Source organism: Trinickia dinghuensis, from assembly GCF_003367175.1.
GTDB lineage: Bacteria > Pseudomonadota > Gammaproteobacteria > Burkholderiales > Burkholderiaceae > Trinickia > Trinickia dinghuensis.
The window spans coordinates 312889-331301 of record NZ_QRGA01000011.1 but is presented as its reverse complement, the minus strand read 5'-3'; the positions used below and the strand labels follow the sequence as shown (position 1 = coordinate 331301).

Genomic DNA, 18413 nt, shown 5'->3' with positions numbered 1-18413 from the left:
CCCTTCCCATCCCGAACAGGACCGTGAAACGACTCCACGCCGATGATAGTGCGGATTGCCCGTGTGAAAGTAGGTAATCGTCAGGCTCCCCTTACGGTCAGAGTTAGCGCTTTAGCGGTTACTCTGAGCCAATGCAGAGCATGTAAGACCAAACCCCCGACAGCCCCGCGCTCTCGGGGGTTTGTGCTTTTACGCGCCGGAAAGTCCAAACCGAGACAACAAGCGATCCACTACTATCAGGTCGCGGTCCGCGCGCTTTCGGCAACCCGTTCCTTCCTGCGGATCGCGCAACCGCGCGACACCTCGCCCCCATTCAAGCCTCGCTGTTCTCGTACTTGACATACTGTATATGCATACAGTAAAAAGATCGTCTATACACATCCCGCATAGGGAGACAGGCCGAGCAACCGTGCTGGGCTTGAATGTACGATGGACAACCTCGACGCCGAATACCCGATTGCCCCACCCGCGCCGCTCAAAGGCCGGGGGGCGGTCACGAATCTGCAAGGCCGCTACGAGTTGGATCAGCGAGTAACGGTCGACGACGGCTGGCTAGCCGGGGGCGAGGACGACGCGCCTCCGGCACTGAAGACGCAAGTATTCGAGGAGCAGGCTCGCAGCATCCTCACCCGCAATGCGTCGCCCGACATCCCGTTCAACGTTTCGCTCAATCCCTATCGCGGCTGCGAGCACGGATGCATTTACTGCTTCGCTCGCCCGACGCACAGCTATCTCGGTCTCTCGCCCGGCCTCGATTTCGAAAGCCGCATCTACGCGAAGATCAACGCCCCCGAACTGCTGCGACGAGAGCTATCGAAGAAGAACTACGCGCCGGAGCCGATCGCGCTCGGCGTCAACACCGACGCTTATCAGCCCGTCGAGCGCGAATTGCGCCTGACAAGACGCATCATCGAGATCCTGCACGACTACGGACACCCATTCGCCGCGATTACGAAGTCGTCGCTGATCGAGCGGGACATGGATCTACTCGCGCCGATGGCCGAGCGCGGACAGGTGATGGCGGCCGTCACGATCACGACGCTCGATGCGCAGATCGCACGCACGCTGGAGCCGCGGGCGGCAACGCCCTCGCGTAGGCTCCGTACGATTCGCGCACTCAGCGAGGCCGGTATTCCCGTGGGCGTGAGCGTCGCGCCCGTTATCCCGTTCGTCACGGAGCCCGATCTCGAGCGCGTGCTGGAGGCTTGCGCCGAAGCGGGTGCAACGAGCGCGAGCTACATCGTCTTGCGCTTGCCGTGGGAGGTCGCGCCGCTTTTCAAGGACTGGCTCGCCGCCCATTTTCCGCAGCGGGCGGATCGCGTCATGGCTCGCGTGCACGACATGCGCGGCGGCAAGGACTACGACTCGTCGTTCGCGCATCGCATGAAGGGGGAGGGCGCTTGGGCCGATCTGCTCAAGCAGCGCTTCGATAAAGCGGTGAAGCGGCTCGGCCTCAACGCGCGGCAGCACGGCATCCTCGATATGTCTCACTTCAAGAAGCCGGCCCCGGCCGCCGCGCCGAACCCGCAGTTGGATCTTTTTTGACGGGGCCGCGCCGCCCCGCGATTACTGCGAGAGCGAGGTGCTCAAGCCGCCTTGCGACTCGAAATACGTTTGGAACGACACGGCGAGCCCGGTCATCAGCAGCAGCGCGCCGATGAACAACGAAAAGATCACGACGAAGATGACGGGCCAGCCCGATCGGCTGCGGTTCGTCTGTTCCGCGTTGAATTGCGCGTCCCATTTTTCATCGGGGCGCAGCCCGTAGACGATCGCCGCGAGAAATGCGGCGAACAACGAGACGGCGCCGGGGACGGCGAGCGCCCACCCGAGCACGGAAGCGCGCTGCGTGGCAATGAGCAGCAGCACGCCTGGGATGCCGAGCGCCAGGCCGATCAAGTGAGCCCATCCGAACAGGTCGCGCCGGCCGTACAGATAGAACCGATGTGCGCCGAGACTGCCGAACAGGAAGGCCAGCAATGCAGTGAGCGTTTTGGAGCGAAAGCGCGTGGGGGCGGAAGAAGCGCGTGTGGACATGACCGAAAGAGCGTGGAAAGAACGTGAAGCGGTGGTTTGCCGAGAAAAAACGCCCGCTCACGCAGGCATCCGAGGGCGCATTGTACGTCTCCGTCTTTACATCGAGCCTGGATTCGGTTGCGCATACCGCACGGGAAACCGGGTAAGTGTTTGTTATGGTTTCAGTTTCCCGCTATAATCGATCGTTTCAGTAGTTCCGAACCCCCGGTTTTCAAGGATTACAGTATGGTCATCATCCGCTTGGCACGTGGCGGCTCGAAGAAGCGCCCGTTCTACAACATCGTCGCCACCGATTCGCGCAACCGCCGCGACGGCCGTTTCATCGAGCGCGTCGGCTTCTACAACCCGGTCGCCACGAAGGGCGAATCGCTGCGCATCGCGCAAGATCGTCTGACGTACTGGCAAGGCGTGGGCGCGCAACTGTCGCCGACGGTCGAGCGTCTCGTGAAGCAAGCGCAAAAGGCGCAACCGGCTGCTTAATCGCGCCGGCGGTAATGTGGGCCGCTTGTTGTGTGTACTACTCCGCATGAACGGCGTGGTGCAGGCAGCGGTCGGTCGGCAGCCGCTCGTGGTCGAGCAACTGTGAGGTTTATCGATGTCCGTTCGTGATGATTCGGGCGGCTCGGGTCGAGCAAAAGCCGCTTCCCGGGCGCCTGCGTCGTTTGGCGCGTTCGCGCGCAAGCCGGTCGAGCGCAATGCGGTGCATGCAGCCGCCGGCCCAGCGTCGGGCATCGAGTCGGTCCAGGCGTTGCCTGACGGTGCCGTCGAAGTCGGCGCCATTGTCGACGCCTACGGCTTGAAAGGCTGGGTGAAGGTCGCGCCGCACGCCGGCGCGAACCGTGGCGGCGACGCTTTGACGAGCGCCAAAAGCTGGTGGATCGTCAAGGGGCGCGAGATCAAGGCGGCCCCGGTCGTTGCGGCAAAGACGCATAGCGACAGCATCGTCGCGCAGTTGAGCGGCGTTGGCGATCGTGATCAGGCGCTCGCGCTGCGCGGGTGGCAAGTCCATGTGCGCCGCAGCGATTTCCCCTCGCTCGAGGCCGACGAGTTCTACTGGGTCGATCTGATCGGCCTCGAAGTCGTCAACGAAGCGGGCGTGGCGCTCGGCGCCGTGGCCGATCTGATCGACAACGGCGCGCACTCGGTGCTTCGCATCGAGTATCCGTCGCAGGGCAAGGACGGGCAGCCGGTCACCGGCGAGCGGTTGATCCCGTTCGTCGGCGTGTATGTGAAGACGGTGGATCAGGCGGCGAAGCGTATCGTCGTCGATTGGGAAGCCGATTACTGAGCAGGGTCCACATCAGGGAGCGAGCGATGCAGTTCGATGTCGTCACGCTCTTTCCCGAGATGTTCCGCGCGATTACCGAGTGGGGCATCACGAGCCGAGCGGCGAAGCAAGGGCGGTTCGGCTTGAGAACGTGGAATCCGCGCGATTTCACGACGGACAATTACCGTACCGTCGACGATCGGCCGTACGGCGGCGGGCCCGGCATGGTCATGCTGGCCAAGCCGCTCGAGGCGGCCATCGGCGCGGCGAAAGCGGCGCAGGAAGCCCTGGGCGTGAGCGGGGCGCGCGTCGTGATGATGTCGCCCCAAGGGGCGCCGCTCGATCACGAACGCGTGATGCGTTTCGCAAGCGAGCCTGGGCTCGTGCTGCTCTGCGGCCGATATGAAGCGATCGATCAGCGTCTCATCGAGCGCTGTGTCGACGAGGAAGTCAGCCTGGGCGATTTCGTCCTGTCGGGCGGGGAGTTGCCCGCCATGGCGTTGATGGACGCGGTCGTGCGGCAGTTGCCGGGTGTGCTCGGCGATTCACAATCGGCCGTGCAGGATAGTTTCGTGGACGGGCTGCTCGATTGCCCGCATTACACGCGCCCCGAGGAATACGAGGGCATGCGTGTGCCCGACGTACTGCTCGGCGGCCATCACGCCGAAATCGAGCAGTGGCGGCGTAAGGAAGCGCTCAGAAACACCCTCGCCAAGCGGCCCGACCTGATCGTGCGCGCGCGGCGGAGCAAGATGTTGAGCCGTGCCGACGAGGCATGGCTCGCAAGCCTGGCGAAAGCGGCATCGGAGTCCTGAGCGGGCTGCGGGCCGCGCGCAAGGCGCAGGCGGCGCCGCTTTCAAAGCGGTGTCAGATGTGAACCCATCCTCTATCGGGGCCGAGCCACATTGCCGATTCGGCATACGGCAGGCACAACGCCGACAAGATGGCATAAGGAGTCAGTGATGAATCTGATTGCAAAACTCGAGCAGGAAGAAATCGAGCGCTCGCTCGCCGGCAAGACGATCCCCGAATTCGCCCCCGGCGATACCGTGATCGTCAACGTGAACGTGGTCGAAGGCACGCGCAAGCGCGTCCAGGCCTATGAAGGCGTTGTGATCGCCAAGCGTAATCGCGGCCTGAACTCGTCGTTCATCGTCCGTAAGATTTCGTCGGGCGAAGGCGTCGAGCGTACGTTCCAAACGTACTCGCCGCTGCTGGCCAGCATCGTCGTGAAGCGTCGCGGCGATGTGCGTCGTGCGAAGCTGTACTACCTGCGCGAGCGTTCGGGCAAGTCGGCACGTATCAAGGAAAAGCTGGTCTCGAAGGACCGCGCGGCTTCCTGAGCGTGCAAGTTGTAAGAAAAAAGCACCCGCTTCGGGTGCTTTTTTCTTTTTGGTTTGGCGAGTCACAATGACGGGTATCTGCCCATGACTTCACGAGCGTTACGTTGATCCGTCCCGTCTTCGAACCCGAAGTCTTACCGATCGAAACCACCGGCGCGGCGCTGCCCCGGATCGCCCCCTATCGTCTGACGCCGGCCGGCCTGCGCGAGCGCTTCACCCAGCGTTTGGCCTGGGCGCCCGAACCGTTCGAGACTTTCCCCGAGCGCGGCGACCCGCGCGCCGCCGCCGTGCTCGTCCCGCTCGTCGTGCGCGAGACTGGGCTTTCGGTGCTGCTCACCCAGCGCGCCGATCACCTGAGCGATCACGCAGGGCAAATCAGCTTTCCCGGCGGCCGCCGCGAGCCGTTCGACCGCGACGCAACCGCAACGGCCTTGCGCGAAGCGCAAGAAGAAGTCGCACTCGATCCGGCTCGCGTCGAGGTGCTCGGCGCACTGCCCGATTATCTAACGGGCACGGGATTTCGCGTGGCGCCCGTCGTCGGACTCGTGCATTCGCCCTTTACGGTGCAGGCCGATACGCTCGAAGTGGCGGAAATCTTCGAGGTGCCGCTTCCGTTCTTGATGAATCCCGCCAATCACGAAGTTCGCGTACTGCGTTGGGAAGGCGGCGAGCGTCGCTTTTTCGCCATGCCGTATCCGCGATCGGGCGCAGGCGGCCAATATTTCATTTGGGGCGCAACTGCCGGCATGTTGCGCAATTTCTATCGCTTTTTGGCGGCATGAGTGCACAACCCCTGCATCGTAGGGTGTTGCGCTAAGCCGATGCGCTCGCATTCGGGCATCGCGCCCTGTGCTATCGTTACGCGACATACGAACAAACTCGAATTGTCACGGCCCCTCGCATGACCTTTTTCTCCGTATTGCTGGCCCTCGTCATCGAACAGCTGCGCGCGCTCTCGCAGAGCAACCCGATCTTCGCGCTGCTGCAGTACCACGCGGAATCGGCCGCGCAGGGTTTCGACGCGGGCAAGAGAAAACACGGGATGCTCGCCTGGCTCGTCGTCGTGCTGCCTTGGACGCTCGCCGTCGCCGCGATCTATTACGTCCTTTATCGAATCAGTTTCGCTCTGGCGTTCCTCTGGAACGTCGTCATCGTTTATTTCACGCTCGGTTTCCGCCAGTTCAGTCATTACTTCACCGATATTCATCTCGCGCTGAATAACGACGATGTCCCGCGCGCCCGTGAAATTCTCGGCGAATGGACGGGGATGGATACGGTCGACATGCCCGTCGGCGAAATCGCGCGTCATACGCTGATTCACGCCGTCGTCGCTTCGCATCGCCATGTGTTCGGCGTCTTCTTCTGGTTTCTCGTGCCGATCGGTCCGGCCGGCGCCGTGCTCTACCGGATCTCCGAATACCTCGCGCGCAGCTGGAGCGTGTCGGTCGGGGAGCGCACAGCCGCCTTCGGCGCGTTCGCACGCAACGCGTTTTTCGTCATCGACTGGGTGCCGTCGCGGCTGACGGCGCTCGGTTTCGCGATCGTCGGCAATTTCGAGGACGCGATCTATGCCTGGCGCAACCACGCGCGCCAATGGCCCGACGCCAACGAGGGCGTCCTGCTCGCCGCCGGCAGCGGGGCGCTCGGTGCGCGCCTAGCGGGCCCCCTGGCGGAGCCGTCGAGCCTCGACGCGCTCGGCGCGCCGGACGGCGGGCCGGTGACGGTCGGTGACGACTGCACGCCGCGCACGCTGCAATCGGCGGTCGGTCTCGTCTGGCGTGCCGTCATCTTGTGGATGATCCTGCTGCTCATGCTGACCATCGCCGTCTGGGTAGGGTGACGAACAGGGGGCACGTTTCACGCGCGCTTCACCCGAGCTTCGGTTCCGGTCCCGCTTCGGCTTGGGTCAATTCGTCAGTTCGTCAATTCGTCTCGCGCCACGCACCGCAACGCCAGCAGGCCGTGAATTGCGCTTCCAGCATCTCGCCGCAGGCGCCGCACCGCCAGGGCATGGCCCCAGGCGGTGGTCCGCTCTGGGCTGCCGCCAAGATTCGTCTGGCCAGCGCTTCGTCGCGTTCGTCGACCAGCCATAGCTCAGGGGCGCATTGGTCGGCCGGAATTTCGCCGAGCGCACCGTTCAAGTACCGGTTGTGCAGTTCGCATTCGATGCCGGCCGCGGCCAGCACGTTCACCCAATGTTGGCCGATGACGGGATTCGGTGCGAAGGTCAGCTTCAGCATGGGCGTGCGCTCGTCGAGCGGGTTAGAGCGGATTATTCGGTCGGTCTTGGCGTTGATCGTTATCTGACGATCTGGCTCGCTTCGTGTACGAGCTGGGCGTAGAGCGCATGCCGTTCGCGCCCGACGCGGCCGTCCGCCAGCGCGTCGAGAATCGCGCAGCCCGGCTCTTGCAGATGATGGCAATTGTAGAACCGGCAATGTGCGAGCAGCGGCCGGAACTCGGGGAAGGCCCGCTCGAGCCGGCCTTCGGTCAAGTGGTGGAGGCCGAATTCCTGAAATCCCGGCGAGTCGATCAGTGCGCCGCCTGCGGGCAGCGGGTACAGGCGCGTAAACGTCGTCGTGTGGCGGCCGCTGTTCAGGGCAGTGGAGATCTCCCGGGTGGCGACGTCGGCGTCCGGCACGATGAGATTCACGAGGGTGGATTTACCCATTCCCGATTGGCCCAGCAGCAGCGTCGCATGGCCCTGCAATCGCTCCGCGAGCGCCGAGCGTGCTTCCTCGGGGGACATCTTGATCGACAGTTCGAGCACGTCGTAACCGAGCGCGCGGTAGGGCGCCAGACGTGCGCGCGCGGCGGGCACCGCAACCGTCACGTCGGTCTTGTTCAGGACGATCACCGGCGCGAGTTCGTTGGCTTCGGCGGCGACCAGCGCCCGGCCGAGCAGATCCTCGCTGAAGTGCGGTTCGGTCGCCAACACGATCAGCAATTGATCGAGGTTCGCCGCGAACAGTTTCGATTTGTATTGATCGGAACGATAGAGCAAATTGCGCCGCTCGCCGATTTCGACGATGACGCCTTGGTCCGCCGACGTCGGCTCGTAGACGACGCGGTCGCCCACGGCCACCTCGCTTTTCTTGCCGCGCGGGAAGCACTGCAGCGGCGTATGCGGCTCGTGCTCCGGCGCGACCAGGTAATGGCGCCCGTGCGCGGCGATGACGAGCCCGTGCAAGCGCACGGCACCGGCTTGCTTGCCGGGTTTGGCGGGACGCGAGCTCATGCGTGCCGCAGCAGCCGTTCGATCCGCTGCGACGCGGGCGGGTGCGAGTAGTAGAAGGCGGTGTAGACCGGATCGGGCGTCAGCGTGGACGCGTTGTCTTCATAGAGCTTGACGAGCGCGTTCACGAGTTCGTGCGCGTCGGTTTGGCTGGCCGCGAAGGCGTCGGCTTCGAACTCGTGCTTGCGCGAGGTCAGGCTGCCGAGCGGGGTGACGAAGAACAAGAACACCGGCAGCGCCAGGAAGAAGAGCACCAGTGCCAAGGCGTCGTTGCTGCCCGTCATCGAGGGCCGCACGCCGAGCCCTTCGTAGAACCAGGTGCGCCCGCTCAGCCAGCCCAGCAGCGCGAACAACCCGAGGGTGATCGCAAACGTCACGAGCATGCGCTTGATGACGTGGCGGCGCTTGAAATGCCCCAGTTCGTGGGCCAAGACGGCTTCGATTTCGCTGCCCGTCAGCCGTGAGAGCAGCGTGTCGAAAAAGACGATGCGCTTGGCGGCGCCGAAGCCCGTGAAGTAGGCGTTGCCGTGCGCGGAACGGCGGCTGCCGTCCATCACGAACAGGCCCTTGGCGGCGAACCCGCAGCGTTTCATCAGCGCGTCGATCCGGCGCGCGAGCGCTTCGTCGGTCAGCGGTTCGAATTTATTGAACAGCGGGGCGATCAGCGTCGGATAGAGCACCAGCACGAGCAGTTGGAACGCGACGATCACGACCCACGCCCACAGCCACCACAGGCCGCCGGCCCGGCCCATGAGCCAGAGCACGACGAACAGGAGCGGCAGCCCGAACGCGGCGCCGAGCGCCGAACCCTTGGCGAGATCCGCGAAGAAAATGGCCCGCGTCATGCGGTTGAAGCCGAAGCGCTCCTCGACCACGAATTGGCGGTAGTAGTCGAACGGCAAATCGATGACGCTCGTGACGACGACCACGGCGGCGACGAGCCCGATCTGGCCCGCATAGCCTTCGCCGAGCCAGCCGGTGACCGCGCGATCGAGGGCCTGGACGCCGCCGAGCAGCGTGAGCCCGATCAGCACGGCGGCGCCGATGATGATTTCGAGCATCGTCAAGCGCGTGCGCACGACCGTGTAATCGGCCGCGCGCCGATGCGCCTCGATCGGGATCGTATCGGCGAACTGCCTCGGCACCGCGTCCCGGTGTGCCGCCACGAAGCGGATTTGCCGCGAGGCGAGCCACATTTTCGTGGCGACCATCGCGACCACCATGACGGCGAACAGAACGGTGAAGTCGAGAGCGGGCATCGGGAAGTCCAAGTTATCTATGCGAGAATTATAAAGTTTCGCGGGATCGGGGGAGCGTAACCGACGCCGCGCAGCGATATTTTCATCAACGGATTGCCTTCATTCATGACTGACTTACTCGAACCCGTCGGCGAGCCGACGCTCGCGCGCAGCGAGATGAACCTCGTTTGGCTCGATATGGAGATGACGGGGCTCGAGCCCGACACCGACCGCATCATCGAGATCGCCGTCGTAGTGACGAACTCGACGCTCGACAAGGTGGTCGAGGGCCCGGTGCTCGCGATCCACCAGAGCGACGAGACGCTCGACAAGATGGACGATTGGAACAAGAACACGCACGGCTGCTCGGGGCTCATCGAGCGCGTGCGCGCGTCGGCGGTCTCGGAGGCGGATGCCGCCGAGCAGATCCGCGCGTTTCTCGGCAATTACGTGCCGCCCGGCAAATCGCCGATGTGCGGCAATTCGATCTGCCAGGACCGCCGCTTCATGGCGCGCTGGATGCCCGAACTCGAGCGGTTTTTCCATTACCGCAATCTCGACGTCAGCACCCTCAAGGAACTGTGCCGCCGCTGGCAGCCGGCCATCTACAAGGGTTTTCAGAAGCGCGCCATGCACACGGCGCTGGCCGACATCCACGAGTCCATCGACGAGCTCAAGTACTACCGTCAGCATTTCCTCGTCGCGTCCAGCACGGCACCCGCCGAGGGAAGCTAAGCAACTCCGCAAAACGACGGGGCGATCGGCGTGCGGCAAGGGGCGCGCCATGACGCCGGCCGGCTGCGCGCCGGTGGCGCCCAGCCGGCGGCGTTAGGCCGGCGGCACGCGCCGGGCGCTCTTCGGCCGGAAAGCCGCGACGACCTGCTCGTGAGTGGTCACGTACGGCCCGCCGATCAAATCGATGCAATAGGGCACCGCCGCGAAGATGCCCGGCACCTTCACGGCGCCCGTTTCGTCGCGCAGCCCCTCCAGCGTCTCCTGAATCGACTTCGGCTGGCCCGGCAAATTGATGATCAGCCCCGCGTGGCCGGCCGTTTCGCGGATCACGGCCACTTGGCGCGAGAGAATGGCCGTCGGCACGAAATTCAGGCTGATTTGCCGCATCTGCTCGCCGAAACCGGGCATTTCCTTCGTCCCCACCGCAAGTGTCGCCTCGGGGGTGACGTCGCGGCGAGCCGGGCCCGTGCCGCCCGTCGTCAGCACGAGATCGCAGCCGAAGGTATCGACGAGTTCGATCAGTGCGGCGGAAATTTGCTCGGGCTCGTCCGCTATCAGACGTTTCTCGACGCGCCATGGCGAGGCCAGCGCCTGGCCGAGCCACGCTTCCAGCGCGGGCAGCCCCTTGTCTTCGTAGACGCCGCTCGAGGCGCGGTCGCTGATCGACACGAGACCGATGACGATTTCGTCGGGGTGGCTGCGCGTCGGTTCAGTCATCGTCGTCTTCCGTCGAATCCTCGTCGTCCGGGCTTTCGGCGGAGCCGCCGCCGGCCGACTTGATCCATTGGAACAGCTCACGGAAATAGCGCGGCGGCTTGCCTTGCTGCGCTTCCTTGCGCGCATTGCGGATCAGCGTGCGGCCTTCCTGGGCGTCGGCATCCGGATGTTCGCGCAAAAAAGCCGTGAGGGCATCGTCGTGCGCGATCAGCTGCTCGCGCGTCTGCTCGATCCAATGCAGCCGCGCCGTTTCGGCCTTGTTCACGCCTCGATGCGTGTCGAGTGCCGTGCGCAGGGCGGCGATCTCGTCTTCCCGCAGCGAGCGCATGACGCGCCCGATGTATTGGATTTGCCGGCGTTTGCCTTCATGATCGGTGATGCGGCGCGCTTCGCGCACGGCGTCAGCCAGATTTTCGGGCATCGGCATGCGCTTGAGGGCGTCTTTCGGCAATTCGACGAGATCGACGCCCAAAGTTTGCAGCGCGTGCATTTCGCGCTTCAGTTGCGATTTGCTGGGGCGCTCGTCGAATTCTTGATCGGCGGAATCGTCGTGCTCGATCGGTTGGATGCGGGTTTTGCGTGTCATGGGCGATATTGTAGCGTGCGGCGGCCCGGGGCCTGCCCGTATCGAGGGCGTTTCGCATGGTGTTCGCACTGTGTTCGCGCGGCGCTCGCGACCATCCGCTCAAGCCTTGCTATGATCGCGGGATGCGAACGATCGGGCCACGTGCCCCGCATGCCGGATTCTCCGGCGGCGGTGGCCCGAGCCGTGCTCAACAGACAGCTCTTCACCGGACGGCAAAGACGATGGCAGCGGATACGGAAACCTCACAACGCTTTTTCCCGCACACGCAAGACGAACTGAAGGACATCGCGTCCGACATTCTCGAGCACGCGAAGTCGCTGGGCGCCACCGACGCCGCCACGGAAATCTCCGAAGGCGACGGGCTGTCGGTGTCCGTGCGGCGCGGCGAGGTCGAGACGATCGAGCACAACCGCGACAAGATGGTGGGCGTGACCGTCTTCATCGGCGCCAAGCGCGGCAATGCGAGCACGTCCGATTTCTCGAAGGAGGCGCTGCGCGATACGGTGGCCGCGGCCTACAACATCGCGCGCTTTACGGCCGAGGACAATTGCGCCGGGCTTGCCGAAGCCGAGCTGCTGGAGACGACCCCGCGCGATCTCGATCTGTATCACCCGTGGCACCTGTCGGCCGACGAGGCCGTCGAGATCGCCCGCCGGGCCGAGGATGCCGCGTTCGCCACCGATCCGCGGATCCGCAACTCCGAAGGCGCGAGCGTGTCGGCTCAGCACTCGCAGTTCGTGCTGGCCACGACGCGCGGTTTCTTGGCCGGCTACCCGTATTCGCGCCACTACGTGGCCTGCGCGCCGATCGCCGGCACCGGCCGCAACATGCAGCGCGACGATTGGTACTCGTCCAAGCGCAGCTCGCACGCGCTTGCCGATCCGGAGGCGATCGGCCGCTATGCCGCGGAACGCGCGCTGGCTCGGCTAGGCGCGCGCCGGCTCGATACGCGCAAGGTGCCCGTGCTGTTCGAGGCACCGCTCGCCGCGGGGTTGCTCGGCGCGTTCGTGCAAGCGACGAGCGGCGGGGCGCTGTATCGGAAGACGTCGTTTCTCGTCGATAGTCTCGGCAAGAGCGTCTTCGCGCCGCACGTGCAGATCGTCGAAGATCCGCACGTGGCGCGCGCGATGGGCAGCGCGCCGTTCGATGAAGAAGGCGTGCGCACGAAGCAGCGTTCGGTTGTGAAGGATGGTGTCGTCGAGGGCTACTTCCTGTCGACGTACTCGGCCCGCAAGCTCGGCATGCAGACGACGGGCAACGCCGGCGGCTCGCATAACCTCACCCTGACGAGCAGCCAGACGCGGCCCGAGGACGACTTCAAGGCGATGCTCAAGAAGCTCGGAACGGGCCTGCTGTTGACCGAGTTGATGGGGCAGGGCGTCAACTACGTGACGGGCGATTATTCGCGCGGCGCGTCGGGGTTCTGGGTCGAGAACGGCGAGATTCAATATCCCGTCGAAGAGATCACGGTGGCCGGGACGCTGCAGGAGATGTTCCACCACATCGTCGCGATCGGCGCCGATTCGATCGTTAGGGGAACGAAGCAAACCGGCTCGGTGCTGATCGAGCGGATGACGATCGCCGGACAGTAACGGCAAGTGCAATGATGCGGTGGGGCCCTAGCGCCCCGCGCGCTTCGAAAGCGGATTCACCCCCGGCAAGCGGCGGCGCTCAACCGATGCGACGATAAACGACGCGTTCGTAGTCGAACGCTTCCGCGCGATGCTGTTCGCGCGACACGGCCTCCCACTGCGCCGGATCGGGTGCCGGAAACGTCGCATCCCCCTCGATGTCGGCATCGATCTCGGTGATGATGAGTTTGTCCGCGAAGCCGACACCCTCCGCGTAAAGCTGCGTGCCGCCGATCAAGAACGCTTCGGTCGCACCGTCCTTGGCGGCGAGCTTCAACGCTTCGCCGATGCTCGCGGCCGTCTCGCACCCTTCGAACCGCCGCGCGGCATCGCGCGTGACCACGATGTTGCGGCGGCCCGGCAGCGGACGGCCGATCGACTCGTGCGTCTTGCGGCCCATGACGAGCGGCGCGCCCATCGTCGTGCGCTTGAAGAAGCCGAGATCCTCGGGCAGGTGCCACGGCAGTTGATTGTCGCGGCCGATTACGCCGTTGCGGGCGCGGGCGACGATGATCGTCAGAGTCGTCATGTTCGAAGGCGATAGAGCAAGAGAAAGGAAGCGGGGAAGTCGATCCGCCGATTTTACGCGACTGCCGCGCGTCCCATGCCTTGCCTTTCGCCTTGCCTCATTCCGTCGCCGTCTTGCCTTCGCCTGAATCGTCCGCTTCGCCGGCCTTCTCCTCGGAAGCCGCCGGGTCCCGCAATCCGTGCGAGCCCATGAGCCGGTAAAGCGTCACGCGTGAAATGCCGAGATCCGTCGCCGCCTCGTTGAGCCGATGGCGATGCCGCAGCAGCGCCGATTCGATGGCGCGCTTTTCCGCGGCCTCGCGGGCTTGCGCGAGCGTCATCGTTTGCTGCTCCGTGAACTGCGCGAGATCGAGATCGTCGGCGCCGATCAGTTTGCCCTCGGCCATGACGATCGCGCGCCGCACGCGGTTGATCAGTTCGCGTACGTTGCCGGGCCAGTTGTACTTGTGTATCGCCTCGATCGCCGAGGGCGCGAAACCGCGAATCCGACGGGCGCTGTCGGTTTTGAACTTGTGCAGGATGTGATGCGCCAGGATTTCGATGTCCTTGCCGCGTGCGCGCAGCGGCGGTTCGTCGATGCGCAGCACGCAGAGGCGATGAAACAGGTCCGCCCGAAAGCGGCCGTCGCGCATCGCGCTTTCGAGGTCCACGTGCGTCGCCGAGATTACGCGCACGTCGACGGCGATCGACTCGCGTCCGCCGAGCCGCTCGATCCGGCCTTCCTGCAGAAAGCGCAGCAGGCTCGCTTGGCTTTCGAGCGGCAAATCGCCGATTTCATCGAGAAACAGCGTGCCGCCGTTGGCGGATTCGACGCGTCCGATCTTGCGTTGATTGGCACCCGTGAACGCACCGCGCTCGTAGCCGAACAATTCCGATTGCAGCAAGTGATGGGGGATCGCGCCGCAGTTGATCGCGACGAACGGCTGGTTGCGGCGGGGCGAGCGTTCGTGAATCGCGACGGCCGTGAGTTCCTTGCCCGTGCCGGACTCGCCGGAGATGAACACGGCCGCGTCGGTATTCGCGACTTTGCGGATCGTGCGGAACAGCTGCTGCATTGCGTCGCAGGTGCCGACCATCTCGTCGTCGCCCACGCTCGCCATGCCCGCGACGAGATCGAGATCGGTCAGCGTCACCATGCCGAACGCGTGGCCGGCCAGATAATCGACCGTCTGCGCGGCCGCGGGTAGCCGCAGGTAGTCGAAGCAATAGCTGCGGATCAGACGCCGCACGTCGGGCTCGTCGAGCCGATCGGGGCTTGCCAGCGCGACCCAGCCGACCAGCGGCTGGCGCAAGCTCGTCTCGAGCGCGGCGAGCTCGCGCGCGGTAAAACGCGACAAGTCGACGATGCCGGCATACGGCACGTCGGGACGTATCAGGCGCGCGCAATCGCTCGGCGTGCGGGCCAGCGATACCGTCCAGCCGCAGAGTTTCAGATGATCGACGAGCGCGTCTTCGGGCGCGCGCGAGAAATAGACGAGCAGGCGTTCGTCGGCCTGCCGCTCGTGCTCGCTGCCGCGCTTGCTGTGTGCGAGCGATAAAGGCGGAGCGCTGGCGCCGAGTGGACCGGCTGCTGTCAGATGAGATGTGTCGCGCACGATGCCCCCGTATGGTCAAGCATCAGAAGGTGTACGGGAACCGCACGCCGACGACGAAGTTCGGCGCATCGGGCGTGAGCCCGATCGATACCGATCCGTTGATCGTCAAGTGCTTGTTCACCACGTGGTTCAAGCCGAAATTCACTGCGGCGGCGACGGTCTCGCTGCCCGGTACCTTTTGCCAGCCCTGGCCGGGGGCCTGCGTCTCGCTCTCGGGTTCGATCGCCATCGTGTAGGAGACGCTCGCCGAATCCTTCTCGGAGAAGGCGAGGGCGACGCCGGCGCCCCATTGGATGATGTCGCCGAGCTTGACCTTTGCGGGTTCGACTTGTCCTTCCACGGATGAGATGTCCGAGAACGTGCGCGCGAGGTTGTAGGTGTACGACATGCTGCCGAACAGCACGACCGGGTCGTAGGTCTTCAGCACCGATACGCCGGCCGTGAAGTTCCAGAAGCCCGTGCCGGTGGGCAGCTTCGTCGGGGCGACGAGGCTCGTGTTGTTCGGATCGACTTCGACGAGCTTGATGCCGAACGGCGACGTGCCTGTCGGCGCCTTCACGCGCAGGCTGCCGACGACGTCGGGCGTGCTGCCGTTCTCCTTGAGGAACTGGTAGTACAGGCCGAAGTTGACGTCGCCGATCGCGCTCGAGTTGCCCGACGCGTCCGACAGGGCGCTCGCCGCGCCGCCCGCGCCGCCGACGATGAAGTCGCTATGCCGGTAGACGTAGGGCACGTCGACGTCGAAGCTGATGCGATCGGTGAGGCCGTAGCGGGCGTCGAGGTCGGCCATTACTTGGTGCGACTTCGTCTCGCCCAAATTGATGTTGCCGAGGAAGATCGCATCGAGCGCGAGGAAGCCCGATAGCTGGAGTTGGCGCCGATCGTAATAGGTGTCGCTGATGCCCCAATCGAGTGTGAGCTTGCGGTCGAACAGCGGCGCGTGCTCGCGCTGCACGACGGCGTTTTCGGCTTCCGTGCGCACCGGCTGCGCGGCCTTTTGCGTCGTGCCGATCGCGCTGCCCTGACTGCCGTCGGAGCCGGCCGCGGCCGTGCCGCCTGCCGGTTCGGGAATCGCGGGCGTGGTCGGCACCCCGGTTGCCGTCGAGCCGCCGCTCGTCGGGCCCGCCGAGCCCGGCGCCACCTGTGCGAGCGGCGGCAGCGGGACGGGCAGGCCGTCGGCGCCGGGCGGCGGCACGGTCGAGGAGTCGCCGTCTCCGCCGCTGCCGCTCAGGCCTCGGCCGCGCTCGGACATTTCGAGCTTCGTGACTTGTGCCTCGAGCGATTGAATTTGCTTTTGCTGCTCGTCGACCACGCGCATCAGCGTCGTCAGCCGGTCTTCGACCGATTGTCCGGCCAGTGCTTGAGCAGATGCGATGTGCGGCAGACCCAGCGCGAGTATGGTCGCCGGGATCGCCGCGAGCCGCGCTCGGCCGGCATGCCGCGCGCGCGGCGAACCCCTCGATGACTTCTTGGACATGGTCGTTCCCCCGGACTTGTATCAGCGCGGGAGTCCAGTCATTGCTTTTGACTTTGACTTCCCGCGCCGTTTGTATGGATTGCCTGTTGCGTACGTTCCGATTCCTTTCGTTGCCACGGGTATCCGACCGTGGCCTAGCGCCTGCCTAGCGCCGCGTTCTGCATGGCTTGCAGCACGCCCAGCTGCCGCAGCACCGCACCCGACATCGCTTTCGTTTGAATGCTCAACTGCAGTTGGTTGACGACCGCCTGCGAATTGCCCGCTACTTGAACCAATTGCCCTATCGAGCCGCTGCCTTGCGCAGCCGATGTCGCGATCGTCTGCGTCGCGATGCCGGCCGGCGTTTGCACGCTGAGCGCGACGCCGCCGTTGCCGAATGTCACGGACGCAGTGACGTTGCCCGATGCACTCGCTGCCGACGCGCTTGCGTTGTTCGAGCTTGCTGCCGCGCCCGCGGCGATCGTCGACTGGCTCGTCGCCGACGTGGTGGTGTTGATCGTGCTTGCCCCGCCTCCCGCGGCGATCGTCGATGGGCTCGATCCGTTGAAGTCGATGACGGCCGAGTTCGTGCTTGTGTTGCCGTTACCCGCGACCTGCGTGACTTGCGAGACGCCGTTGATCGAGACGTTTTGGCCGCCCGTGACGCTTGCCTGCGGGTTGGCACCCGTGCCGGCCGATGCCGTGGAGGCGAGTGGCGAGGACGACGCACGCGGCGAGGTCGTCGAAATAGTCGAGGACGATGAGGACGTCGGCAACGATGAGGGCGGCGTGGAAATCGAGGCTATCGATGGCGTCGACACGCTTCCTTGGCCGTTGCCGTAGTGATTGCCGTTGTTGTTCCCGTTCCCGTTCCCGTTGTTTCCGTTTCCGTTCCCATGACCGATGCCGTCGCTCGCTTGAGCGGACGTCGACACCTGCGCCGACAGCGAGTTGTCGGCGTTGGTCGTGACCGTTAGTTGGCCGCTCGCGGTGGCGGAGCCGCCGTTCGGCATTTGCCATTGCGTCATCAGTTGGAGCACGAGGCCGGAGACCATCTCGGCGCCCGGTGCCTTGCCGGTTTGATGCGACAGCACGTCGTCGTCGACGGCTTGCCAGCTAGCGTTCCCGGCCGCGGCGCCCGCTTGCGCCGAGAGGAACTCGGGCGGCACGGCGAGCCGCTCGGCGGCGTACGCGGTGCTCACGAGTCCGCATGCGGCAAGCGCGAGCGCGAGCGTGAGCGGTGAAGCGATAGGGTGCTTCATGGCGTTTCAGAACCAGTCTGCCTTAGACAATCCGTAATCCACGAAGGGGGTCGCCGACGTGCTTGCGTCGAGCGCTCGCTCGCGCAGCTTCAAAGCCAGCGACACGTTGTCCTGCAACAGCGGGGAATCCTCCCTGAACGGCTTGCCGAGGACCGCGAACACGAGCCCGTTCCAGCTCGCGACGAAATCCTTGTCGAGCACGATGCGATTGCCGAGCGCCGGATCGGCGATGAACACGCGTCCGTTCTCGGCATGCTTGACGATGACGAAGTGCTCGTAGCCGCCGATGTTCATCAGCACGAGCACAGGAATTCTCAAGTGGTAGAGCGCGTCGAGGTTGACGCGAAAGCCGCGGCCCCGAAGACCGATCGTTTCGACGAAGTGCTTCATGTCGAGCATCGAAAAACCGTTCTTGACGACGATTTGCGGCGTCGAAAACGCCATCATTCGGCGAATCAATTCCGGCTCCGGAATATCGATTCCATAACCGTACTTGAGCAGCGTCGCAAGCGCGGCCGAGCCGCAGCTGTAGTCGTAGCGCTGGCTCACGATATGGCGATATCGGATATCCCGCATGGAGTGCACCGTCTTGGTGAGTGGCACCCCGGCAAGGTTAGACGTATCGATGGTCGACTGCGCGTTGCTTGGCGCACATATCGCGGCGCAAACGAGCGCGGCGAGAGTACGCCATGCCGCGATCCGGGCATGGGTTGACATGCTGCATTTCCTTGAAAGGCGCATACCGACCGCTTTTTACGCGGCCGGTATGCGTGAGCGCTTCTA

At 64.6% G+C, this 18413-nt stretch carries 20 protein-coding genes and 1 rRNA gene; 10 read left to right on the top strand and 11 right to left on the bottom strand.

Translation table 11 applies throughout. The features are described 5' to 3' along the window. Both rrf and DWV00_RS21180 read left to right on the top strand, forming a co-directional pair. Positions 1-86: ribosomal RNA gene (gene rrf, locus DWV00_RS35105) — 5S ribosomal RNA — on the top strand; the annotation flags it as partial. Between the two features lie 343 nt (positions 87-429). Continuing rightward, a complete protein-coding gene (locus DWV00_RS21180) occupies positions 430-1545 on the top strand; it encodes a PA0069 family radical SAM protein (RefSeq protein WP_115535552.1) in 1116 nt (371 codons plus the stop codon). 21 nt (positions 1546-1566) lie between these two features. On the opposite strand, the gene DWV00_RS21175 is transcribed toward DWV00_RS21180, so the two are convergent. Then, positions 1567-2037, bottom strand: coding sequence for an NINE protein (locus DWV00_RS21175; RefSeq protein ID WP_115535551.1), 471 nt, complete (start codon positions 2035-2037; stop codon positions 1567-1569). A 225-nt stretch (positions 2038-2262) separates the two neighbouring features. Between DWV00_RS21175 and rpsP the strand changes: the two genes are divergently transcribed. The 6 genes from rpsP to DWV00_RS21145 all read left to right on the top strand — a co-directional run bounded on the left by rpsP (position 2263) and on the right by DWV00_RS21145 (position 6487). Continuing rightward, positions 2263-2517, top strand: coding sequence for a 30S ribosomal protein S16 (gene rpsP, locus DWV00_RS21170; protein ID WP_010091769.1), 255 nt, complete (start codon positions 2263-2265; stop codon positions 2515-2517). A 115-nt stretch (positions 2518-2632) separates the two neighbouring features. Continuing rightward, positions 2633-3325 (top strand): ribosome maturation factor RimM, encoded by a 693-nt coding sequence (rimM, locus tag DWV00_RS21165; RefSeq protein WP_115535550.1) that lies wholly within the window; start codon positions 2633-2635, stop codon positions 3323-3325. A gap of 26 nt (positions 3326-3351) precedes the next feature. Continuing rightward, complete coding sequence (gene trmD, locus DWV00_RS21160) at positions 3352-4119, top strand: tRNA (guanosine(37)-N1)-methyltransferase TrmD (protein ID WP_115535549.1); 768 nt, start codon at positions 3352-3354, stop codon at positions 4117-4119. Between the two features lie 147 nt (positions 4120-4266). After that, on the top strand, positions 4267-4647 hold the full coding sequence (rplS, locus tag DWV00_RS21155) for a 50S ribosomal protein L19 (protein ID WP_115535548.1): 381 nt from the start codon (positions 4267-4269) through the stop codon (positions 4645-4647). Positions 4648-4751: 104 nt separating this feature from the next. Continuing rightward, the gene (locus DWV00_RS21150; RefSeq protein WP_115535547.1) at positions 4752-5429 is read left to right on the top strand and encodes a CoA pyrophosphatase; all 678 of its coding nucleotides are present in this window, start codon (positions 4752-4754) and stop codon (positions 5427-5429) included. A gap of 119 nt (positions 5430-5548) precedes the next feature. After that, positions 5549-6487, top strand: coding sequence for a CobD/CbiB family protein (locus DWV00_RS21145; protein ID WP_115535546.1), 939 nt, complete (start codon positions 5549-5551; stop codon positions 6485-6487). A gap of 82 nt (positions 6488-6569) precedes the next feature. Here the strand turns inward: DWV00_RS21145 and DWV00_RS21140 are convergent, their stop codons facing one another. From DWV00_RS21140 to DWV00_RS21130, 3 genes are all read right to left on the bottom strand, one after another. Further along, on the bottom strand, positions 6570-6884 hold the full coding sequence (locus tag DWV00_RS21140) for a putative signal transducing protein (RefSeq protein ID WP_115535582.1): 315 nt from the start codon (positions 6882-6884) through the stop codon (positions 6570-6572). A 62-nt stretch (positions 6885-6946) separates the two neighbouring features. Continuing rightward, positions 6947-7885, bottom strand: coding sequence for a ribosome small subunit-dependent GTPase A (gene rsgA, locus DWV00_RS21135; protein WP_115535545.1), 939 nt, complete (start codon positions 7883-7885; stop codon positions 6947-6949). Then, on the bottom strand, positions 7882-9141 hold the full coding sequence (locus DWV00_RS21130) for a M48 family metallopeptidase (protein ID WP_115535544.1): 1260 nt from the start codon (positions 9139-9141) through the stop codon (positions 7882-7884). The genes rsgA and DWV00_RS21130 overlap by 4 nt, the downstream gene beginning before the upstream one ends. A 105-nt stretch (positions 9142-9246) precedes the next feature. On the opposite strand from DWV00_RS21130, the gene orn reads away from it, so the two are divergent. Beyond that, on the top strand, positions 9247-9855 hold the full coding sequence (gene orn / locus DWV00_RS21125; RefSeq protein WP_115535543.1) for an oligoribonuclease: 609 nt from the start codon (positions 9247-9249) through the stop codon (positions 9853-9855). A 93-nt stretch (positions 9856-9948) separates the two neighbouring features. Here orn and mog read toward each other — a convergent pair whose 3' ends face one another. Both mog and yjgA read right to left on the bottom strand, forming a co-directional pair. Further along, positions 9949-10572, bottom strand: a complete 624-nt coding sequence (gene mog, locus DWV00_RS21120; protein ID WP_115535542.1) for a molybdopterin adenylyltransferase — start codon at positions 10570-10572, stop codon at positions 9949-9951. After that, positions 10565-11158: a ribosome biogenesis factor YjgA gene (yjgA, locus tag DWV00_RS21115; protein ID WP_115535541.1), complete on the bottom strand. Its 594-nt coding sequence runs from the start codon at positions 11156-11158 to the stop codon at positions 10565-10567. The genes mog and yjgA overlap by 8 nt, the downstream gene beginning before the upstream one ends. Before the next feature lie 221 nt (positions 11159-11379). Here yjgA and pmbA point away from each other — a divergent pair, with 221 nt between their 5' ends. Then, a complete protein-coding gene (gene pmbA, locus DWV00_RS21110) occupies positions 11380-12750 on the top strand; it encodes a metalloprotease PmbA (RefSeq protein ID WP_115535581.1) in 1371 nt (456 codons plus the stop codon). 79 nt (positions 12751-12829) lie between these two features. On the opposite strand, the gene DWV00_RS21105 is transcribed toward pmbA, so the two are convergent. From DWV00_RS21105 to DWV00_RS21085, 5 genes are all read right to left on the bottom strand, one after another. After that, positions 12830-13318, bottom strand: a complete 489-nt coding sequence (locus DWV00_RS21105; protein ID WP_115535540.1) for a dihydrofolate reductase — start codon at positions 13316-13318, stop codon at positions 12830-12832. A gap of 97 nt (positions 13319-13415) precedes the next feature. After that, on the bottom strand, positions 13416-14912 hold the full coding sequence (locus DWV00_RS21100; protein ID WP_115535539.1) for a sigma-54 dependent transcriptional regulator: 1497 nt from the start codon (positions 14910-14912) through the stop codon (positions 13416-13418). 22 nt (positions 14913-14934) lie between these two features. Beyond that, positions 14935-16389, bottom strand: a complete 1455-nt coding sequence (locus DWV00_RS21095; RefSeq protein ID WP_115535538.1) for a hypothetical protein — start codon at positions 16387-16389, stop codon at positions 14935-14937. A gap of 134 nt (positions 16390-16523) precedes the next feature. After that, positions 16524-17630: a hypothetical protein gene (locus DWV00_RS21090; RefSeq protein WP_115535537.1), complete on the bottom strand. Its 1107-nt coding sequence runs from the start codon at positions 17628-17630 to the stop codon at positions 16524-16526. Between the two features lie 6 nt (positions 17631-17636). Beyond that, positions 17637-18347 carry a C39 family peptidase gene (locus tag DWV00_RS21085; RefSeq protein ID WP_115535536.1) on the bottom strand — a complete coding sequence of 237 codons (711 nt, stop codon included), beginning with the start codon at positions 18345-18347 and terminating at the stop codon, positions 17637-17639. Positions 18348-18413: the final 66 nt, after the last annotated feature.